At 55.0% G+C, this 19122-nt stretch carries 16 protein-coding genes; 3 read left to right on the top strand and 13 right to left on the bottom strand.

Going from position 1 to position 19122, the window contains the following annotated elements; translation table 11 throughout:
• Positions 1 to 43: 43 nt before the first annotated feature.
• From betA to betI, 3 genes are all read right to left on the bottom strand, one after another.
• Positions 44 to 1711, bottom strand: a complete 1668-nt coding sequence (betA, locus tag OCH02_RS09875) for a choline dehydrogenase (RefSeq protein ID WP_261431061.1) — start codon at positions 1709 to 1711, stop codon at positions 44 to 46.
• 197 nt (positions 1712 to 1908) lie between these two features.
• Entirely contained in the window at positions 1909 to 3381 is a 1473-nt protein-coding gene (betB, locus tag OCH02_RS09870) for a betaine-aldehyde dehydrogenase (RefSeq protein ID WP_261431060.1), read from the bottom strand.
• A gap of 20 nt (positions 3382 to 3401) precedes the next feature.
• The gene (betI, locus tag OCH02_RS09865) at positions 3402 to 3998 is read right to left on the bottom strand and encodes a transcriptional regulator BetI (protein WP_261431059.1); all 597 of its coding nucleotides are present in this window, start codon (positions 3996 to 3998) and stop codon (positions 3402 to 3404) included.
• A 414-nt stretch (positions 3999 to 4412) separates the two neighbouring features.
• Here betI and OCH02_RS09860 point away from each other — a divergent pair, with 414 nt between their 5' ends.
• Positions 4413 to 6452: a choline transporter gene (locus OCH02_RS09860; RefSeq protein ID WP_174352983.1), complete on the top strand. Its 2040-nt coding sequence runs from the start codon at positions 4413 to 4415 to the stop codon at positions 6450 to 6452.
• A 70-nt stretch (positions 6453 to 6522) separates the two neighbouring features.
• On the opposite strand, the gene OCH02_RS09855 is transcribed toward OCH02_RS09860, so the two are convergent.
• The 3 genes from OCH02_RS09855 to OCH02_RS09845 are packed head-to-tail and all read right to left on the bottom strand — an operon-like array spanning position 6523 to position 8298.
• Positions 6523 to 6828 (bottom strand): pentapeptide MXKDX repeat protein, encoded by a 306-nt coding sequence (locus OCH02_RS09855; RefSeq protein WP_261431058.1) that lies wholly within the window; start codon positions 6826 to 6828, stop codon positions 6523 to 6525.
• Between the two features lie 59 nt (positions 6829 to 6887).
• Positions 6888 to 7676 (bottom strand): molybdopterin-dependent oxidoreductase, encoded by a 789-nt coding sequence (locus tag OCH02_RS09850; protein WP_261431057.1) that lies wholly within the window; start codon positions 7674 to 7676, stop codon positions 6888 to 6890.
• 10 nt (positions 7677 to 7686) lie between these two features.
• Complete coding sequence (locus OCH02_RS09845) at positions 7687 to 8298, bottom strand: cytochrome b/b6 domain-containing protein (protein ID WP_261431056.1); 612 nt, start codon at positions 8296 to 8298, stop codon at positions 7687 to 7689.
• A 151-nt stretch (positions 8299 to 8449) separates the two neighbouring features.
• On the opposite strand from OCH02_RS09845, the gene OCH02_RS09840 reads away from it, so the two are divergent.
• Together OCH02_RS09840 and OCH02_RS09835 are read left to right on the top strand one after the other, a co-directional pair.
• Positions 8450 to 9163, top strand: coding sequence for a response regulator transcription factor (locus tag OCH02_RS09840; RefSeq protein WP_261151253.1), 714 nt, complete (start codon positions 8450 to 8452; stop codon positions 9161 to 9163).
• Positions 9164 to 9166: 3 nt separating this feature from the next.
• A complete protein-coding gene (locus tag OCH02_RS09835) occupies positions 9167 to 10636 on the top strand; it encodes a sensor histidine kinase (protein WP_261431055.1) in 1470 nt (489 codons plus the stop codon).
• 10 nt (positions 10637 to 10646) lie between these two features.
• Here the strand turns inward: OCH02_RS09835 and OCH02_RS09830 are convergent, their stop codons facing one another.
• The 7 genes from OCH02_RS09830 to OCH02_RS09800 all read right to left on the bottom strand — a co-directional run bounded on the left by OCH02_RS09830 (position 10647) and on the right by OCH02_RS09800 (position 18919).
• On the bottom strand, positions 10647 to 11309 hold the full coding sequence (locus OCH02_RS09830) for a fimbria/pilus periplasmic chaperone (protein WP_261431054.1): 663 nt from the start codon (positions 11307 to 11309) through the stop codon (positions 10647 to 10649).
• Positions 11310 to 11318: 9 nt separating this feature from the next.
• Positions 11319 to 12953, bottom strand: coding sequence for a hypothetical protein (locus OCH02_RS09825; RefSeq protein ID WP_261431053.1), 1635 nt, complete (start codon positions 12951 to 12953; stop codon positions 11319 to 11321).
• Complete coding sequence (locus OCH02_RS09820; RefSeq protein ID WP_261431350.1) at positions 12943 to 15423, bottom strand: CS1-pili formation C-terminal domain-containing protein; 2481 nt, start codon at positions 15421 to 15423, stop codon at positions 12943 to 12945. The genes OCH02_RS09825 and OCH02_RS09820 overlap by 11 nt, the downstream gene beginning before the upstream one ends.
• Before the next feature lie 96 nt (positions 15424 to 15519).
• Positions 15520 to 16188 carry a hypothetical protein gene (locus OCH02_RS09815; RefSeq protein WP_261431052.1) on the bottom strand — a complete coding sequence of 223 codons (669 nt, stop codon included), beginning with the start codon at positions 16186 to 16188 and terminating at the stop codon, positions 15520 to 15522.
• An 80-nt stretch (positions 16189 to 16268) separates the two neighbouring features.
• Positions 16269 to 16856: a common pilus major fimbrillin subunit EcpA gene (locus tag OCH02_RS09810; RefSeq protein ID WP_012005935.1), complete on the bottom strand. Its 588-nt coding sequence runs from the start codon at positions 16854 to 16856 to the stop codon at positions 16269 to 16271.
• A 435-nt stretch (positions 16857 to 17291) separates the two neighbouring features.
• On the bottom strand, positions 17292 to 17921 hold the full coding sequence (locus OCH02_RS09805; protein WP_112363846.1) for a LuxR C-terminal-related transcriptional regulator: 630 nt from the start codon (positions 17919 to 17921) through the stop codon (positions 17292 to 17294).
• 158 nt (positions 17922 to 18079) lie between these two features.
• On the bottom strand, positions 18080 to 18919 hold the full coding sequence (locus OCH02_RS09800) for a transcriptional regulator (RefSeq protein ID WP_410001248.1): 840 nt from the start codon (positions 18917 to 18919) through the stop codon (positions 18080 to 18082).
• Positions 18920 to 19122: the final 203 nt, after the last annotated feature.

Raw genomic sequence — 19122 nt, 5'->3', positions numbered from 1 at the left:
TGCTACAGCAGCCCTCCCCCTCGGTGGCGAGAGGACATGTTGGTTACTGTTTACGCGCCGGGGCGTTACCGGCCACGTAGTATTCAGCGGTGCTGCGCGGCAGCGGCGTACGCTGGCGGATACGGTCGGCGATTTTCTCGGCGATCATGATGGTGGTGGCATTCAGATTACCGGTAATGATCAACGGCATAATTGACGCGTCCACCACCCGCAGTCCTTCCATGCCGTGCACCCGGCCCTGACCATCTACCACCGCCATTTCGTCTTCGCCCATTTTGCATGAGCAGGAAGGATGGAAGGCGGTTTCGGCATGCTCACGCACAAAAGCATCCAACTGTTCGTCAGTCTGTACTTCCGGCCCCGGGCTGATTTCACGACCACGGTATTCATCCAACGCCGGCTGCGCCATGATTTCACGCGTGATACGGATGGCATCGCGGAACTCCTGCCAGTCCTGCTCGGTGGCCATATAGTTGAACAAGATGCTCGGGTGCTGGCGCGGATCTTTGGATTTGACCTGTACCCGGCCGCGGCTCGGGGAGCGCATCGAACCGACATGCGCCTGGAAACCGTGCTCTTTCACCGCATTGCTGCCGTTGTAGTTGATCGCCACCGGCAGGAAATGATACTGAATGTTCGGCCAGGCAAACTCTTCACGGCTGCGGATAAAACCACCGGCTTCAAACTGGTTGCTGGCACCAATACCGCTGCCATTGAATAGCCACTCCGCACCGATTTTCGGCTGGTTAAACCATTGCAACGCCGGGTACAGCGACACCGGCTTTTTACAGGCGTACTGCAGGTACATTTCCAGATGGTCTTGCAGGTTCTCACCCACCCCCGGCAGTTCGTGCACCAGATCAATATCCAGACAGTTCAGCAAGGCGGCTGGTCCCACCCCGGAGCGCTGCAGGATCTGTGGCGAGGCGATCGCCCCGGCGCACAGCAGCACTTCCCGACGCGCACGGGCACTGGTGACATCCTTTGCTTCACCCTGCAGGTAGTCAACGCCCACGGCGCGTTTCCCCTCGAAACGGATGCGATCGGTCAACGCGTGGGTCACAATCGTCAAATTAGGGCGAGAACGCGCCTGATCCAGATAACCGCGAGCGGTGCTGGCACGACGACCTTTCGGCGTTACGGTGCGATCCATCGGGCCGAAACCTTCCTGCTGGTAGCCGTTCAGATCCTCGGTACGCGGATAGCCCGCCTGAACGCCGGCCTCCACCATCGCGTGGAATAATTCGTTGTTACCGGCTTTCGGCGTGGTGACGCTGACCGGGCCATCGCCACCGTGAAAATCGTTCGGCCCGATATCGCGGGTTTCCGCCTTGCGGAAATACGGCAGACAGTCCAGATAGCTCCAGTCTTCCAGACCCGGTGCCTTCGCCCAGTTATCGAAATCCATCGCGTTGCCGCGGATGTAGCACATGCCGTTTATCAGCGACGAACCGCCCAGGCCCTTACCACGGCCACATTCCATGCGGCGATTGTTCATGTGCGGTTCAGGGTCAGTTTCATAGGCCCAGTTGTAACGGCGGCCCTGCAGCGGGAATGCCAACGCCGCCGGCATCTGAGTGCGAAAATCCATCCGATAATCCGGGCCGCCGGCTTCCAGCAGCAGCACGCTGACGTCAGCGTCTTCGGTCAAACGGGTGGCTAATACGTTACCGGCCGAGCCGGCCCCGATGATAATGTAATCGTATTCCATCGATATCTCCTTATCCCCTTCGTCTTTCAAGCCACAGCGTTGTTGGCTGCATGCGCTCACCCCAGTCACTGACTTAAGTAAGCTCCTGGGGGCTCCCGCACTTGCCGCCTAGCTGTGACTTGAAATCCATTGGGTATATATTTTTATGATTAATAGCTTAGGATGCCCGGACAAGCATTTAATCGATAATGGGGTGTTTAAAAGATGGAAATATATTCGCCCAGCTCGACCTGCACCGATTTGATCTGGGTGTAGTGTTCCAGCGTGCCGAGGCCATTCTCGCGGCCGACGCCGGACTGCTTGTAACCACCGACCGGCATTTCTGCCGCCGATTCACCCCAGGTATTAATCCAGCAAATGCCGGCTTCCAACTGGTGGATCACCCGATGGGCGCGGGTCAGATCATTGGTCACGACACCCGCGGCCAGGCCGAAGGTGGTATCGTTGGCGCGGCGCACCACTTCTTCTTCTGTGTGATAGCTGAGGATGCTCATGACCGGCCCGAAGATCTCTTCACGCACAATTTCCATCTCGTCACGACAATCGGTAAACACCGTCGGGGCCACATAAGCGCCCTTGGCAAATTCCCCTTCAGTGACACGCTCGCCACCGCACAGCAGACGCGCACCGCTGCTCTTGCCGCTTTCGATAAAGCGCAGCACCGATTCCATATGCGCAAAGCTGACCAACGGGCCAAAGTTGGTTTGCGGATCGGTAGGGTCGCCCAGACGGATGCGTTTTACACGCTCGAGGATTTTGGCTTCAAATTGCGCCTGCAACGCTGCGGGAACAAATACGCGGGTGCCGTTGGTACACACCTGGCCGGAGCTGTAGAAGTTGGCCATCATGGCGATATCAGCGGCGCGATCCAAATCGGCGTCGTCGAAGATAATCAGCGGCGATTTGCCACCCAGTTCCATGGTGACTTCTTTCAGCGTCGAGCCGGAGGCGTTAGCCATCACTTTCTTGCCGGTTTTCACCCCACCGGTGAACGACACCTTGGCGATGCCAGGATGGTCGGTCAGGTACTGGCCCACTTCTGCGCCGCTGCCGGTGACCACATTGAATACGCCATCCGGCAGGCCGGCTTCGCTGTATATCTCCGCCAGCTTCAGCGCCGTCAAAGAAGTCACTTCACTGGGTTTGAAGATCATGGCGTTGCCTGCCGCCAGTGCGGGCGCAGACTTCCATAAGGCGATTTGAATTGGGTAGTTCCAGGCGCCGATACCGGCCACCACACCCAGGGGTTCGCGGCGGGTATAAACAAAGGAGGTATCGCGCAGCGGGATCTGCTGCCCCTCGATGGACGGGATCAGGCCAGCGTAATACTCCAGCACGTCGGCACCGGTGACAATATCTACCGCCGTGGTTTCTGACATCGCCTTGCCGGTATCCAGCGTTTCCAGCGCGGCCAGTTCGTCGTTACGTTCGCGCAGGATATCCACCGCACGACGCAAGATGCGAGAACGCGCCATCGCCGTCATTGCCGCCCACACCTTTTGTCCGCTGGCTGCGCTGGCCACCGCACGGTTGACGTCTTCAGCGCTGGCGGACTGGATTTCGGCAAGCACTTCGCCGTTCGCCGGGTTCACTGCGTTGAAGGTTTTTCCATCGGTACTGTCTACATAGGCACCATTAATATAGAGCTTCTGTAAGCCAAAACGGGACATAGGTTCTCCTTGGGTTGTCCTCAGGGTGGCGTGTGCCCCCGGAGTTGAAACGTAATGTAATCGGTAGTGAGCGCTAGCGCCTGGGCCTGATTAAATGCCGCACCGCGCAACGCGCTGCGCAGCCACAGGCCGTCGATCAACGCCGCCAGCCCTTTAGCCGCCAGCCGTGCCTGCGCCTGCGGCAGTTCCCGGCTAAATTCGGCGCACAGGTTGGAATACAGACGACGACCATTCACCTGCTGCAGCCGGTTCAACTGCGGCTGGTGCAGACTGCTGGCCCAAAAAGCCAGCCAGGTTTTCATCGCCGCGCTGTTGATCTGGCTGTCGTCGAAGTTGCCGGCGACGATCGCCTGCAGCCGCGATGCCGGACTGTGGTCACTCAGCGCCTGCAGCCTTAGCTTCACCGCTTCGCCCAGATGGCTAATCAAATAGCGCATCGTGGCTTCCAGCAGGCCGTTCTTGTCCTTGAAATAGTGGCTGATGATGCCGTTGGAAACCCCCGCCCGCCGCGCTATTTGCGCAATGGTGGCATCATGCATTCCAACTTCATTGACTGCGGCCAGCGTGGCATCTATCAACTGCTGCCTTCTGATCGGCTGCATTCCTACCTTTGGCATAATTCGACTCTCACAAAACCGACTTCGGCCTCGTCTCAGCGGCGGGATTTCACTGCCTTTCCGCCTGCTGAACTTGGTCTTCATGGCAACTATTAAACTTTTTTTTGATTGAACGTTCAATAAAAATTGCATATATTTTATTGCCGATTGGTTACAAATATGTATTTTTCGGTTGTGGAACTGGCTGATTTTTGTGAGGTATTTAACGAATCTGACCAAAATCAGTGTCTGTAAGCGGTTCCCACCACGAGGCGATTTTCCGCTTCGTAAACAAGCAAAGCGGCAATCCTTGGCAAGCAGAATGGCGATTGCCGCGGCGTTTTTATCCGCACTGTTTCCGGGCGACACCCGCGTGTCGTTCAGGCTGGTGTGTGGGCACGATTTTACTCAGTTGTTAAAAAACAGAGGAAGACGATGACAACACGCGAAACCTCCTCAAAACCGCAAAAGGATGGCCTTAATCCTGTGGTTTTCTTTACCTCGGCAGGGCTGATTTTGGCCTTCTCGCTGATGACCATCTTTTTTACCGATTTCTCCGGGCGATGGATCACCCGCACCCTGAATTGGGTTTCAACCACCTTCGGCTGGTACTACCTGCTGGCCGCCACCCTGTACATCGTATTCGTGGTGTTTATCGCCGCTTCGCGCTTTGGTTCGATCAAGCTCGGGCCGGAGCAATCAAAACCCGAATTCAGCCTGATGAGTTGGGCCGCGATGCTGTTCGCCGCCGGTATCGGTATCGATCTGATGTTCTTCTCGGTCGCCGAACCGGTGACACAATATATGATGCCACCGGAAGGCCAGGGCCAGACGCTGGAAGCCGCACGCCAGGCAATGGTCTGGACGCTGTTCCACTACGGCCTGACCGGCTGGTCGATGTACGCGCTGATGGGCATCGCCCTTGGCTACTTCAGCTACCGCTATAACCTGCCGCTGACTATCCGTTCGGCGCTGTACCCGATCTTTGGCAAGCGTATTAACGGCCCGATTGGCCACAGCGTAGATATCGCCGCGGTACTGGGTACCATCTTCGGTATCGCCACCACGCTCGGCATTGGCGTGGTGCAGTTGAACTACGGCCTGAAAGTGCTGTTCCACATACCGGAAAACCTGACGGTTCAGGCCGCGCTGATCCTGCTTTCGGTGATCATGGCCACCATTTCGGTGACTTCCGGCGTCAATAAGGGCATCCGTATTCTGTCCGAGCTCAACGTGCTGCTGGCACTGGGGCTGATTTTATTCGTGCTGTTCTTCGGCGATACCGAGTTCCTGCTCAATGCGCTGGTGCTTAACGTCGGTGATTACATCAACCGCTTTATGGGCATGACGCTTAACAGCTTTGCCTTCGATCGTCCGGTGGAATGGATGAATAACTGGACCCTGTTCTTCTGGGCCTGGTGGGTTGCCTGGGCGCCGTTTGTCGGCCTGTTCCTGGCGCGAATTTCACGCGGGCGTACCATCCGTCAGTTCGTGGTCGGCACGCTGATTATTCCGTTTGTGTTTACCCTGCTGTGGCTGTCAATCTTCGGTAACAGCGCGCTGTACCAGATTATTCACGGTAACGCCGCCTTCGCGCAGGAAGTGATGCAGTACCCGGAACGGGGTTTCTACAGCCTGCTGGCGCAGTATCCGGGCTTTACCTTCAGCGCTTCGGTGGCCACTATCACCGGGCTGCTGTTCTACGTCACCTCGGCGGATTCAGGCTCGCTGGTGCTGGGTAACTTCACCTCACGCCTGAGTGATATCAATAATGACGCCCCCAACTGGCTGCGTATTTTCTGGTCGGTGGCGATTGGCCTGCTGACCATAGGCATGTTGATGACCGACGGCGTGCCCGCGCTGCAGAAAACCACGGTAATCATGGGCCTGCCGTTCAGCTTTGTGATCTTCTTCGTGATGGCCGGGCTGTATAAATCGCTACGGGTGGAGGATTACCGCAAGGCCAGCGCCCTGAACACCACCGCGCCAATGCCGGTGTCCAGCAATGACGTGTTGAACTGGAAACAACGCCTGTCCCGAGTGATGAATTATCCAGGCACCCAATACACACAGAAAATGATGGATACCCGTTGCCGCCCGGCGATGCAGGAAGTGGCGCGTGAGCTGGAATTGCGCGGAGCCAAAGTGGAGTTCAGTGAAGTGCCGCCAACCGAAGATGAGCGTTTAAACCATCTGGAACTGCTGGTGCATTTGGGTGAGGAACAAAACTTTATCTATCAGATCTGGCCGCAGCGTTACTCGGTGCCGGGCTTTACCTATCGCGCCCGCTCCGGCAAGTCGCACTACTACCGGCTGGAAACCTTCCTGATGGAAGGCACCCAGGGCAATGACCTGATGGACTACAGCAAAGAACAGGTGATCGGCGATATTCTCGATCAGTACGAGAAACACCTGAACTTTGTGCATATCCACCGTGAGGCACCGGGCAATACCCTGACCTTCCCGGATATGTAAGCGCTAATCCGCTGTTAAACACCAAAGGCCACATTACGTGGCCTTTGGTTTTCAGGGTAGGCTGAGCCACTTATTTCCCCATGGCGTCCTTTTTCATTTCATCTTTCTTCATGCCGTCTTTGGCCATGCTGTCTTTTTTCATGCCGTCGTGTTTCATCGCATCTTTACTCATGCTGTCTTTCTTCATGCAATCCTTGCTCATGCAGTCTTTCTTCATGGCGTCTTTTTTCATGCCATCTTTAGCCATGCCGTCATGAGACATCTGGCCCATGTTGTCCTTTTTCATCGCGTCTTTGCTCATGCTGTCTGCAGCATTGGCACCGATAGAACCCAACATCAACGCACTGCACATCATCACTGCGAATAACTTTTTCATGGTATTTCCTTCTCTCATTTAAAAAGCACCTGTGTGCCGGGGGATAGTTGCGGCCGTCGTTAACTGCCGCCAAACCAGTTGTAACCTTGATCTTCCCAGTAACCGCCGGGAAAGCGGTTGGTGACTTCAATCACCTGAATATGTTTCGGATTCTTGTAGCCGAGCTTGGTCGGCATCCGCAGCTTCATCGGATAACCGTATTTACGCGGCAGGATCTGGCCGTCGTAGGTCAGCGCCATAATGGTTTGCGGATGCAGCGCCGTCGCCATATCGATGCTGGTGTAGTAATCGTCGGCACATTTGAAGCTGACATATTTGGCGCTCAGGTCGGCGCCGATCGCCTGGAGAAACTCCGCAAACGGCACGCCGCCCCATTTGCCGATCGCACTCCAGCCTTCAACGCAGATATGGCGCGTCACCTGGCTGATCTGCGACATCTTGTGCAATTGCGGCAGCGTCCAGGGCTGCTTATTCAGCACCAGCCCGTTGACCTCCAGCCGGTAGTCGTCGCCATTGATCTCCGGTGCCTGCTCCTCGGCATAAAACGCGTTGAACGGGAACGGACGGGTGATCATCGATTCGGCATACACCGGTGCCAGATGGTCAGCATTGAACAGCCAGCCCTGTACCCGATCGTTAAACCGCGAGATGCGGTTCAGCGCCTGTTCTACATTGGCGTTGTCGCTGATGTCACACCCGGTGAGCATGGCAATCCCCCCCAGCGTCAGTCCGTTGCGCAGGAAGCGCCGCCGCGAAGAGGACTCCAGCTGGCGTGCCAGCAATTGCTGCGCTTCCCTGACGATCTCTTGCCCTTCACTCAGGCTTATTGGCTGTTTCTGTGCTTTCATCAGGCTCTCCTTAACGTCCACGCAGCATGGCCAACAGCGTGCGTGGCACCAGCGCCACCATCACCAGATGTACCACCACAAAACCCACCAGCCCCGACATGGCAAAAAAGTGGATGTACCGCACTGTGTCATAGCCGCCGAGCAGCTCACGCAGCAGCGGAAATTGCACCGACTTCCACAGCACCAGGCCGGAAAGCACCATCACCACGCTGGCAACCATCACAAACAGGTAGGCCGCCCGTTGCACCATGTTGTAATGGCGCAGGTCGTTATGGCCGAGCTTGCCCCGCAGCGCCGCCAGCAAATCGCCGAGCAAGGCTTTCGGGCTGAGCGGCCAGAACTTACGTTTCAGGCGGCCGCTGAACAGGTTAATCAGCAAATAACACAGCCCGTTAATACCAAACAGCCACATGCCGGCAAAGTGCCACTGCAACGCGCCGCCCAACCAGCCACCCAGCGTCAGCTCATTGATAAAGCTAAAGTTGAACAACGGCGAGGCGTTGTAGATGCGCCAGCCGCTGGTGACCATAATCAGCATCGCCAGCGCATTCAGCCAGTGCGTCAGGCGTAGCCACAGCGGATGGATCAGCGCGGGTTTTTCCGGCGTAACAGACATATCCATGGAGTCTCTCCTGACGTTAGCGGTTTCGATGTACTGAGTATCCGTTTGATTTGTTCCCCAAGACCTCACGCAAAGTTAAATAAAATGTGATAACTCCGGCCCTGCGGGTTGTGTAGACTTCAATCAGGTCTGGCAATCAGCGGTGGGATGAATGGAAAAGCCAAAGAAAATTTTAATCGTCGAGGACGACGGCAATATCGCGGAGTTGCTGCAATTACATCTGCGCGATGAAGGCTATGACATCAGCCATGCCGCCGATGGCAATCTGGGCATGGCCATGCTGGAGCAGGGCGGCTGGGACGCACTGATCCTCGACCTGATGCTGCCGGGCATTGACGGGCTGGAAATCTGCCGCCGCGCCCGCAATATGACGCGCTACACCCCCATCATCATCACCAGCGCGCGCTCCAGCGAGGTACACAGAGTTTTGGGATTGGAGCTGGGCGCTGACGACTACCTCGCCAAGCCCTTTTCCATGCTGGAACTGGTGGCCAGGGTCAAGGCGCTGTTTCGCCGCCAGGAAGCGATGAGCCGCAACCTGCGGATGGACGCCGGCACGCTCAGTTTTGACGGCTTGACCATCGACCCTATTGCCCGTGAAGTGCATTTGAACCAACAGAATGTCGATCTGACGCCGCGCGAATTTGACCTGCTGTATTTTTTTGCCAAACACCCCGGCAAGGTGTTTTCCCGCCTCAGCCTGCTCAATCAGGTGTGGGGCTATCAGCATGAAGGCTACGAGCACACCGTGAATACTCACATCAACCGGCTGCGTATCAAGATCGAAACCAACCCGGCGGAACCCGAGCGCATCCTCACCGTGTGGGGCATGGGCTATAAATTCGCGGCTGTGCCGCAAGAGTAAACCATGAAAAATCTTACGCTAACGCAACGTCTGACCCTGATCTTCGCCCTGTTGATGGTCGTCAGCTGCGCCATCTCCGGCTGGATGCAGGTGCGCAGCAGCACCCAGTACAGCCAGGTGGTGATCCAACGGCTGTCCGGTAATCTGGCGCAGCACATTGCCGACAGCAACCCACTGTTGGGGCAAAACGGGCTGAACGCGCAGTCGGTGCAAAGCCTGTTTGGTCAACTGATGGCGGTGAATCCCAGCGTTGAGGTTTATCTGCTCGATAAGCAGGGCGAGATTATCGGCAACGCCGCACCGGCAGGTCACCTGAAACGACAAAAAGTGAGTCTGCAGCCGCTGCAAGCGCTCTTCAATGGCGCCAGTATGCCGGTTTACGGCGATGACCCGCGTAATCCGGAGGCCAAAAAAGTGTTCAGCGCCGCGCCACTGAAGGTCAACGGTCAGGTTGAGGGCTACCTGTACGTGGTTTTGCTGGGTGAGGATTACGATGCGCTAACCAGCTCTGCCTTGCATAATTCCGCGGTCTCCATGGCGCTGTGGACATCGGGCCTGATGGTGCTGTTCAGCCTGGTGGCCGGTGGTTTTGCTTTTTATTGGGTGACCCGACCAATCCGCCGTCTGACACGTCAGGTCAGTGAGTTGGACAGCGGCGGCATCGCGGCAGTGCAAGCCTATGCGGCGCTGCCGGCGCAAAGCAGTGACGGTCGAGACGAGGTCAGCCGACTGCAGCAAGCGTTCCGCAGCATGGCGCAACGGATCGCCGAACAGTGGCAGACGCTTTCGCAGCAGGATCAGCAACGGCGCGAGTTTATCGCCAATATCTCACACGATCTGCGCACCCCACTGACGTCGTTGCACGGCTATCTGGAAACGCTGTCGGTTAAATCGGCCAGCCTGAGCGACAACGATCGCCAACGTTATCTGGAGATTGCACTGGCGCAGAGCCGTAAGGTCGGCCGATTGGCGCAGGAACTGTTCGAGCTGGCGCGGCTGGAATATGGGGTGGTGAAACCGCAGAAAGAGCCGTTCTCGCTCAGCGAATTGGTGCAGGACGTCTTCCAGAAGTTTGAATTGGCGGCGGAGGCACGCCAGCAAAGGCTACTGGCGGATATCACCCCCGGTATTCCGTTGGTATTTGCCGATGTCAGCATGATTGAGCGGGTGCTGACCAACCTGTTGGACAACGCCATCCGCCACACGCCACAGGGCGGTGAAATCGAGGTGCGCCTGTGGCAACAGGCGGGTAAGGTGCTGGTGCAGGTTAATGACAGCGGCCCGGGTATTCCGCAGGAGCTGCGTGCAGATCTATTCGTACGCCCTTCCATTCTGAGCAGCGCGCGCCGTCATGCCAGCGGTTTGGGGTTGATGATCGTTCGGCGCATCTTGCTGCTGCACGACAGCGATATCCAATTGATCGAGCGGCCGCAAACCGGTGCCTGTTTCCGCTTCTCTATCCCGCTGCGTTAGCGGTTTATGGCTAATTAATGCAGCTTTTATCGATGCTGATAAATTTGTCGTTATAGATAATAAATTTCTGTCCGTTTAGCCGAATACCGGCGTGGGTGAAGGTATCACCGGGACGCAGGTATTCGGTGCTCCCCTCCTCGTCGGTACTGTCACAACCGGGCTTGAGCAGGAACTTGAAGTAGGTGTTGCCGGTATTAGTGAGCGTGCCACGCTGCGGATCCAGCCGATAGGCGAAATGACTCTGGCGTGGGCGCACCACCAAAATGGTGTCCATCACCACTATCGGCTCTAGATTGACGCCGGCAGTTTGACGCTGCGCCGGGTCGAAAAGGCGGGTGGGAATTTCGCGAAATGATACCCGGTAATAACGTTCGCGATCGTCCTGCGGACCACGGTAGAAGAACTTGTAATATTCGCCCTGCCCGGCCTGCAGTTGCAGCTGGCGCGGGGCAAACAGCAGTTCACCGTCCGCCGGGCGGCTGCGTGTTTCTTTCTCCCCCGGTCTGTCGATGGCGCGCACATTCACCTGATAAATACGCGCGCTGCGGTTGTTGTTCAGCACCCGCTTGGCGGTGAACGATTGGTCTTGATCCATCGCAAACGTCAGGGTGCCGACGTTTATCGCCGTCGCGCCAAATGGCCAACACAGTAGCCAGAACAGCCAGTTTCTCATGGGTTGTTCCTAGTTAATGTTGCGCCAGGTGGCTTCAACGTGGATCTCCCCGGCGGCGCTAACGTCGCCATACCAGCCGTTACCGTCCACCGTCTTTAGGGAAATCGGGTTATTCATCGGAATGCTGAACTTGACCCGGGTTTTGTTCAGCACCCCTACCTCACCGGAGATGTCATTCCACGGCGTGCTGCTCCATAACGCATTGGTCATGTCATGCCACTGTCCGTCGCAGCCTGCGTCATAGCTTTGTTGGCCGTTGGTGCTGGTAGTGATACTGAGCATGGCCGGGAAAGGCACCTGAATTTGGTTATCCGCCGAGGAAAAAATACAGTAATTAATCCCGTTGATGACCTGCGTTGGGCCGGTGGCCATTACCCGCACCTGGTCGGCGGCGGTCTTGCCGCTGGTGGTGACGATATAACCAAACTCCAGCGGAGGCTCCGCCGGGCCGACGTAACCTTCGCGGTGTGGCTGGTTATCGTAGTCGTCGGAGATAATGCTGATGCTGAAATCACGCGGTTTGATAATCAGTTGGTTGGAGGTGGAAAACTCGTACCAGCCAGACTCGGGTGAGGTGGTGTTCTGGAAGCGGAAGTTGATCAGGTCACGAGTGCCGCTGTCGGAAATCCCCAGTTTCACCATTTGCTTGAAAAAGTTGCTGGCGAAGAACACGTAAATCACATTACTGCTCTTCAGTTGATTAAAGGTGTAATAGCTGCCGGTTCCCGAGGTGTTTTTCCAGCTATTGCCATCCAGGCTGAACTGCAAATCGGCGGCGTTGGTCGCCGACGTTAACGCCGCATGGTTGATCGCCGGGAACACGTGAATCGAGGTATTGCTGACGCTGCCGTCGGTCTGCAGATCGTAACTGACCATTTTACAGGTGATGCCAGAGCGTGAACCGATAGTCTGGTTTTTACAGTCGGCATTGCCCTCACCGATGATCGGTACGCCATCACTGTTAACAAACACTTCTGACACCGCGTTGGTGTTGATAAAACGCAGATGCGCCGCCTTGCTGTGGGTTACGGTGCGTTTATACCAGCTACCTCTGCTCTGATTCTGACAGCGCCCCCCGCTACTGGCATCGTAGACATCCGCGGTTTGGCAGGCATTAATCTGCATGCTGAATGCGCTGCCTGGGGCCATTTGCTGCAAGTATTGATAGAAACTCGGCGACATCATGCCGTGCATCCATTTAGCCCCACCCGAAGTCACCACGGCACCGTAAAAGCCTTTCTCGTCGGTAGCCTGCGGCAAAATCAGGCTGGTATCCATATTGCAGCCGCCATACCAGTTAATGCAGCGCAGCCCGAGAAACGGGTTCTTGATCGGCGTATTTTCCAGCCACATGTCAAAACGATTGTTGGCTGACAGGCCGGTATTGTAGCCGTTATCCACATAGCCCAGGCTTTGTTGATAGATGGTGCCGGAGCCGCCGTATTTTAGCCCAGTCCACTTGTTGGCACCAGTCATGCGCGGATCCAGCCCACCGGCCGGCGTAACAAAAAAGTTGTCATCGGCGTTATTCTCGACAAACACGAACTTCATCGTCGCGGCATCCGGCCAGTTGGTGACGCTCACCGCCGCGCGTAGCGGCAAGGTAACCCACAGCATCAGCAGCAGCGTAAACTTAGCCTTCATTGGTCGTCTCTCCTGTCTGCAGGTTACCCGCGTAGGTTTGCAGTCCGCTACAAGTCACGTCGCCGACCCATATCGCCCCCTGTGCCTTACTCAGGTCCAGACTCACTTCACAGCTCTGGTTACCCCTGTAGGTGAAGTCGATCACCGGGAACTTCTTATCGACGTCCATAATGAATTCGCCTTTTTCATCGGTGCGGGTGCGGCCGATATGGTTTTTGATATAGGCGTTGGCCAGCAGAGTGCCGTCTTCCGCCTTGATGCGGCCAAATACCGTCACCATCTGTTTAATTTCCGGCGTGATCACCGCCACATTGCCCGGGTACAGCGTTAACTTGCTCTTGCGCCTGGTGACGATATCGAAGCTTTCCGCCGAGTTTTTATTGTTCATCAACTCAACTTCGTACTGGCCATACGGCGACAACGGCACATAGTTTTTATTGCCGGTCAGCTTGACCGTCCGGCCATCAACCCGGGCGGTCAGCATGCCGTCATTTTCAATTCCGGTGTTAAAGATGATGCCCGCATTGCCCTCACTTCTGCCGCTGGCGGCAATATCACGCCCCTGCCAACCTACGCTGCCGCTGGCGGTCAGGCTGGTGTTAACGTAACCGTCGGCAGAGCTGCTGACGTTGACCGTACCGGCGGAATATTTGGTGTCAAAGCGCGCATAGGCGCCCCCGTTCATACTGTTGTCGCCCTTGGTGTCACCGGAGATCGCCCGTGACAGGTTGGCACCCAGGGTGCGAATGGGGCCGTCTTGAATGTCTTTACGCGCGGCCAGGTTGGCAGTGGTATAGCCGTTCTGGTTTGAAACCCCGGCGCTGAGCCAGTTGCCCATCGGCAGTGAGAAATCGAGTGCGATGTATTTACCGGTATTCGAACTGTAGCCACCGTTGTTGTAGCGCTGTACGCCGGCACGCACGCCAAGCGTGCCAAAACGACCGGTGAAAATATTTTGGTAATAATCAGCGTTGTAATAGTGACTGCCGTTCTTTTTATCGTCGTTATAACTGAGGCTTAAACTCCCCAACGGTGACCAAAGCGCGCCAAAATTCATCGTGCCGCCGATGGCGCGGTTGTGCGCATCGTTTTGCAGCAGTTTGTCGCCGATCACCGTTTTTTCCTGATTGACCCACAGACTGCTGAAACCGCCGGGCAGCGCAGCACTAACGCTGTTGACCAGGCTCCAGGAATGGTCAGATGCCGCCATGTTCTGCACGTTGAACTGAATCGATTGGCTGAGTGGCACGCTGATACGGCTTTCACCCACCGCATTGCTGTCAAACGAGTAACCGGACAGCGCCCAGTTCAGCGTCTGCAGGTTACCGGTGGCCGACGCGCCGATCAGGTAAGAATCCTTGGCCTGCCGCTGGCGTTGATCATCACCGCGCCAGTCATCCATGCGGATCATGCCGCCCCAAAATTGCCAGGCCAGCGGCGCATTGGCGCCGCGGTTGGGGCTGAACAGCTTGTTCACCCGCTGCATGCGTTTATCCACCACCCGACCGTTGACCACCACCTCAACCTCAACGTCATAAATGCCGTAAGGCAAGTTGCCGGTATCCACCTCATGGTTGCCCATGGCAAAGTTCTGCACGCTCAGCAATCGTCCCTCGCGCGACAGATGCACTTCCCCCGCAGAGGGGAAGAACGCCACGATCGGCGTCAGCGATTGGCTGTTATCAAATACGGTGGAGTTGGCGCGGTTACCATAAGACAGACCATAGATCTTGCTGGAGTTGATGGTAGTGACCGGCCCCAGCGACTGTAGGTTCCAGCTGTCCAGCATGCCAGCGGCAAAGCGGCGGCCGGCGAAATCACGTTCGTACATTGCCTTATACAGCGTGGCGTTCTCATCGCCGCTGCCGATGCCATAAACGGAACCGTTAACTTCCACATGATGCTCACGCAGGGCAGTGACGCTGTTGAGCGACAGGTAGCTGGAGGTATTGCCCTCGCTGGCCCGGGTGCGGTTATCATAAACCCCGAGGTTGTAATCCAGCGTACTGCTGACGGCATCCACGCTGGAAACGCCGATGTCGCTGGAGCGAGCACGCAGCAGGGTCCCCATCGCCGCCTCCTTCACCACCAGCTGCAAATTAAGCTGGCGGAAATCCAGCGCCAGCCAGGCGTCATCCGTCAGTGCAATGCGCTGTTGCTGGTCAAACTTAGCCTCCTGCAACGCCTGTAATTGCCTGATGGTCTCTGCGGTCAGCGGCGTGCCATCGTCCCCGTCTTCCAGCGTGATCTGGCGGATTTTCAGCCGATCGTTATCCAGATATAAAAAAGCGTGCCCAATGCGGCTGTCATCTTTTACAGCGCTGTTTTTTTCAAAGTGCAGCAGCAGTGGAATACTCATGCCTTCGCGCAGCGCCAGGCTGAAGGTCTGCGGGATCAACACACCGTCAATTTGGGTCAGCCCGGCAGCGATCGCCGTCTGCCCCGGTAGCAACACCGCAGGGATCGCCATCACCCCGCTGGCCAGCAGCGTTTTCAACAGCACAGCCTTCACATGCCACTCCTTGCTTTAATGTGGTGCATTCCGTTTCATTGCAGACAAGCTGCTCTATTTCACCGGGATAAACTGGTCGCCATGCCATAACGCCACGCGACCTTTCTTGTCGTTGACGTCTACTTTGCTGAACCCCCGCGCCTTGCCCGGCATCACGAAATAGTTTTCCTTGCAGTCATTGCCGTCTTTCTTGTTACGACAGTTGCCGTAGGCCACCACCTTGAAAGTGGCGTTACCGGTGTTTTTGATCTGGCTGGCGGCAAACTGGTAATTGAATTGATCCTGCCGGGGTGCCACCACCAAAATGGTGCCGATTCGTGCAGAGGTGGTCGCGACGGCATTGCGCTTGGCCGAGTTTTGCCCCACGTCGCTCAGTGCCTGATCGAACCAGACGATGCGGTAGTAGCGCTCCTGGCCATCAGTTGGCCCTTTGTAATAAAAGCGAATCACATCGCTGGCGTTGGCCGGCAATATCAGGCTGGCCGGTGATAGCAACATTTCATCTTTGCTGCCCATCGGCACCACCGCACCCGATTCCAGCGGGCTGGAGATACGCTCGATTTTGATGTTCACCAGGCGACCACTGTCGGTGGTGTTCTTGATTTCTTTACTCAGACGCGCGCTATCGCTGTGCATGAACGAACTGATCTCACCGACATCAAGCGCGAAAACAGGGTAAGACAGCGATAACAGCAGGAGGGCGGCGAGAGAGAAAGGTTTCATGACGGTATTCCAGTAGCGTTCTTCAGTAGCGGTGAATAACAGGGGGTTACCCCCCTGTTTTACAGCGGTCGCTCAGGGGATTAAGCGGTCCAGGTGGCGTTGAACTCAACGCTCACATCACCGCTCCAGATCCCTTCCGGCAAGGTGCTAAAATCAGTCACTGCGGTGGTGCCGTCAGAGGTGGCACCAATGATGGTGAAGGTGAACTGGTCTTGTGCACTGGTACGAACCGCCTTGTTATAGGCGTTAGACAGCGCGCTCAGGTTGCCACCCAGAATGCCGGCAGAGGTATCAATCATGGTGGTCTCAGCGGTTTTCTCTACGGCCTCGCCGTTGTAGTTCACACCCACGTTCAGGGTAGAACCAGAGGTGTCGAGCTGAGTCAGGGTGTTGGAAACCAGTTTGGAAGTCAGTTTGAATGCGGTAGCGGTGGCATCCCCTTCCACAGTCACATCAAACAGACCTTTCTGGCTGTTAAAGCCCTTGATGCCTTCCGCGTAGTTGAAGGACAGGCTGCCGATAGGGGTAACAACCAGTTTACTGGTGGTGTCTTTCTTTGCGGTAGCAGACCAGGTGGCCAACGCCTGAGCGGTGACGTCGGCGGCTTGTGCAGTGCTAACCGCAGCGAAGGCTGAAATAATGGCCAGTGCCAGTGTAATTTTCTTCATGGTAAAACTCCCTTCAACTTTAAATATGATTGTGCGTCCATTAGCGTGACCTGCTTTAGCCAGTCTGCTTGACGAGAAGGAGAGTAACCGCATCAAATCAAAAAAGAACCATTAACCACCAACACACAAATATTTAGATTTTAATTCCACAATTAACGTTTAATCAACCATGTTTAAGCTTTAAAACCCAGAACATGCCCACAGCAAGAACAAAATCCCTATTATTTTCCATACCAATAACACGGCCAAAACAGCATATGAAATGCTCAATTACGCCTGGCGTAAATGCGTCCATTTGAATTATTTTTGTAGGATATTTAAATTGATCTAAATCAATTCTGGCGAAATGGTAAGTAGCGAGAAAAATAAGCGATCTGAGGAGGTTTTATTAAGCCGCCGAACTGACTGGTAACAAGACAGACCGACGGTTGATTTTCAGGCAGGATGCTGAATGCGGAAGGCCAGAATCAGACGCATAAACCCTGCCTGATTAAGGCCAAGTTTGCGCATGATATTCAACTTATGGGTACTCACCGTTTTGTAACTGCGATGGGTGACACGGGCGATGCGCCGCGGATCGCTGTCGGTAATCATCATCGCCAGTATAAGCCATTCGCTGCGTGAAAGAGGCTCCACGGGCTGGGTCAGCGCCGCCTGAATACCCGGGCTGCGAAACCCCACTCCCGTGTCGGCAACGGCAACGGCTTCGAGCAGACAATCCAGCGGATCGCCTTTTGCCACCAGGGATAAATGCGTCTCTGCAGCCAGCATCGCCAGTATGCTGGCGTTAGTCACTTCAGTAAATATGATCAGCGGTGTCTTCGGCCAGAAATCATTAATCGTCAGAATGAAGCGTAATACATCATACAAATTCTCACTTTCATTATACAACTCCATAATGAGGATTTGTTTCTCATTCTCCTTCAGCACAGCCTCTATTTCTCTGATGCTGTAGACAAATTGGTAGCGCGTTGGCTCGGGTTCAATAAGTGCCCGTAATCCTTTTCTTACCCAGGGATTGGGTTCAAAAAAGAGAATAGCCTCTTTGAAAGGAATATTCGTCATAATCTATTACCGTAATTTAGGTATAAAAATAGCGATTGAGGCGGAAATGCTGCATTAGTAGCCAAAAGGCAAAGCTTAAGTTATTAATATCAAGGTGATAATATTGGCGGCATATTCCTTTCCCCCGGGGTGGTGTTCATCCTGACACCGAGTAATGATTAATTGATAATTGTTGCTTTGTCGCTTTCAAGACCAGAACAAATTTCGACCCTGTGCTCACGCAAAATGCGACAACGCAGGAAAAATAGCCGGGAAATACCGGAAATGTAGGAGCGCACCTGGTTACTACGCACCACCAACAAGAACTCGTCGCCGCTGCACTCTGCTGTCTGCGGGGCGGCATAGGCCAGAATGTCACGACTCAGGCCGGCACTGACGGCAACCGCAGCGCCGGGCATCGACATGAAAACCTTACAGCTGTTGGCCTTACCCAAATAAATCTCCTGCCGGGAAACCGAGCCGGTGAGGTAGCAGCTAATCGCCACCACCAGCATAATCCCCCCCAGTGCGACGATGCTGGCTATCGTCCACCAACGTCGGGAATAGCCGGCATACATTGCCCCGACGCCCCCCGGCTTTCCGGCCGATGATGCTATTTCCGGTTGAACAGAGGCATGCGGAATAACAGACGTTTCTTCGTCGGTGAAGCTGTTTTCCGGCCCGTCACAGTGTTCAACTATTATTTCATAGCGCAGCATAAAACCGACCTTGGGTACGGTGGCGATCACCTCTTCCTCAATGCCCAGGTTTTTAATTACCCGACGTAACTTGCTCACGCACTGGTTAAGATTATTGTTACCAGAAATCATGCCATAATCGTCCCAAACCTTCTTGAATATCACTTCCCGGCCAACTGCCTCACCATGATGGGTAATCAATAGCAGCAGTAGTCGCTTTGAAGGATTGGAAATAGAGATGGGGTCATCAGAGAACTCCGTTAGGCTCAGGGTGCCCGTATCCACATCAAAAATGATGTGATCGTTTAATCTATATTTCATTTTTTAGAGGTCACTCTAGTGATTATTTATCGCCGTCGTTAAATGTTAATAAAATATTAAGCAATATTTAATCAGGTTAATCAGTAATTCCAGTCTCCAATCGCAATGAAAATCAATTAACGCCACAGAATGGATGTTTCTCGCCTTACTGTTTTCGATATAAGATTTTTCTCATAAACCATAACTAAAGATTATACAAACAT

The organism is Serratia quinivorans, from assembly GCF_946227985.1.
Classification (GTDB): Bacteria; Pseudomonadota; Gammaproteobacteria; order Enterobacterales; family Enterobacteriaceae; genus Serratia; species Serratia quinivorans_A.
Note: the sequence above shows the minus strand (reverse complement) of the source record. Positions and strands in the feature narration are given on the sequence as shown.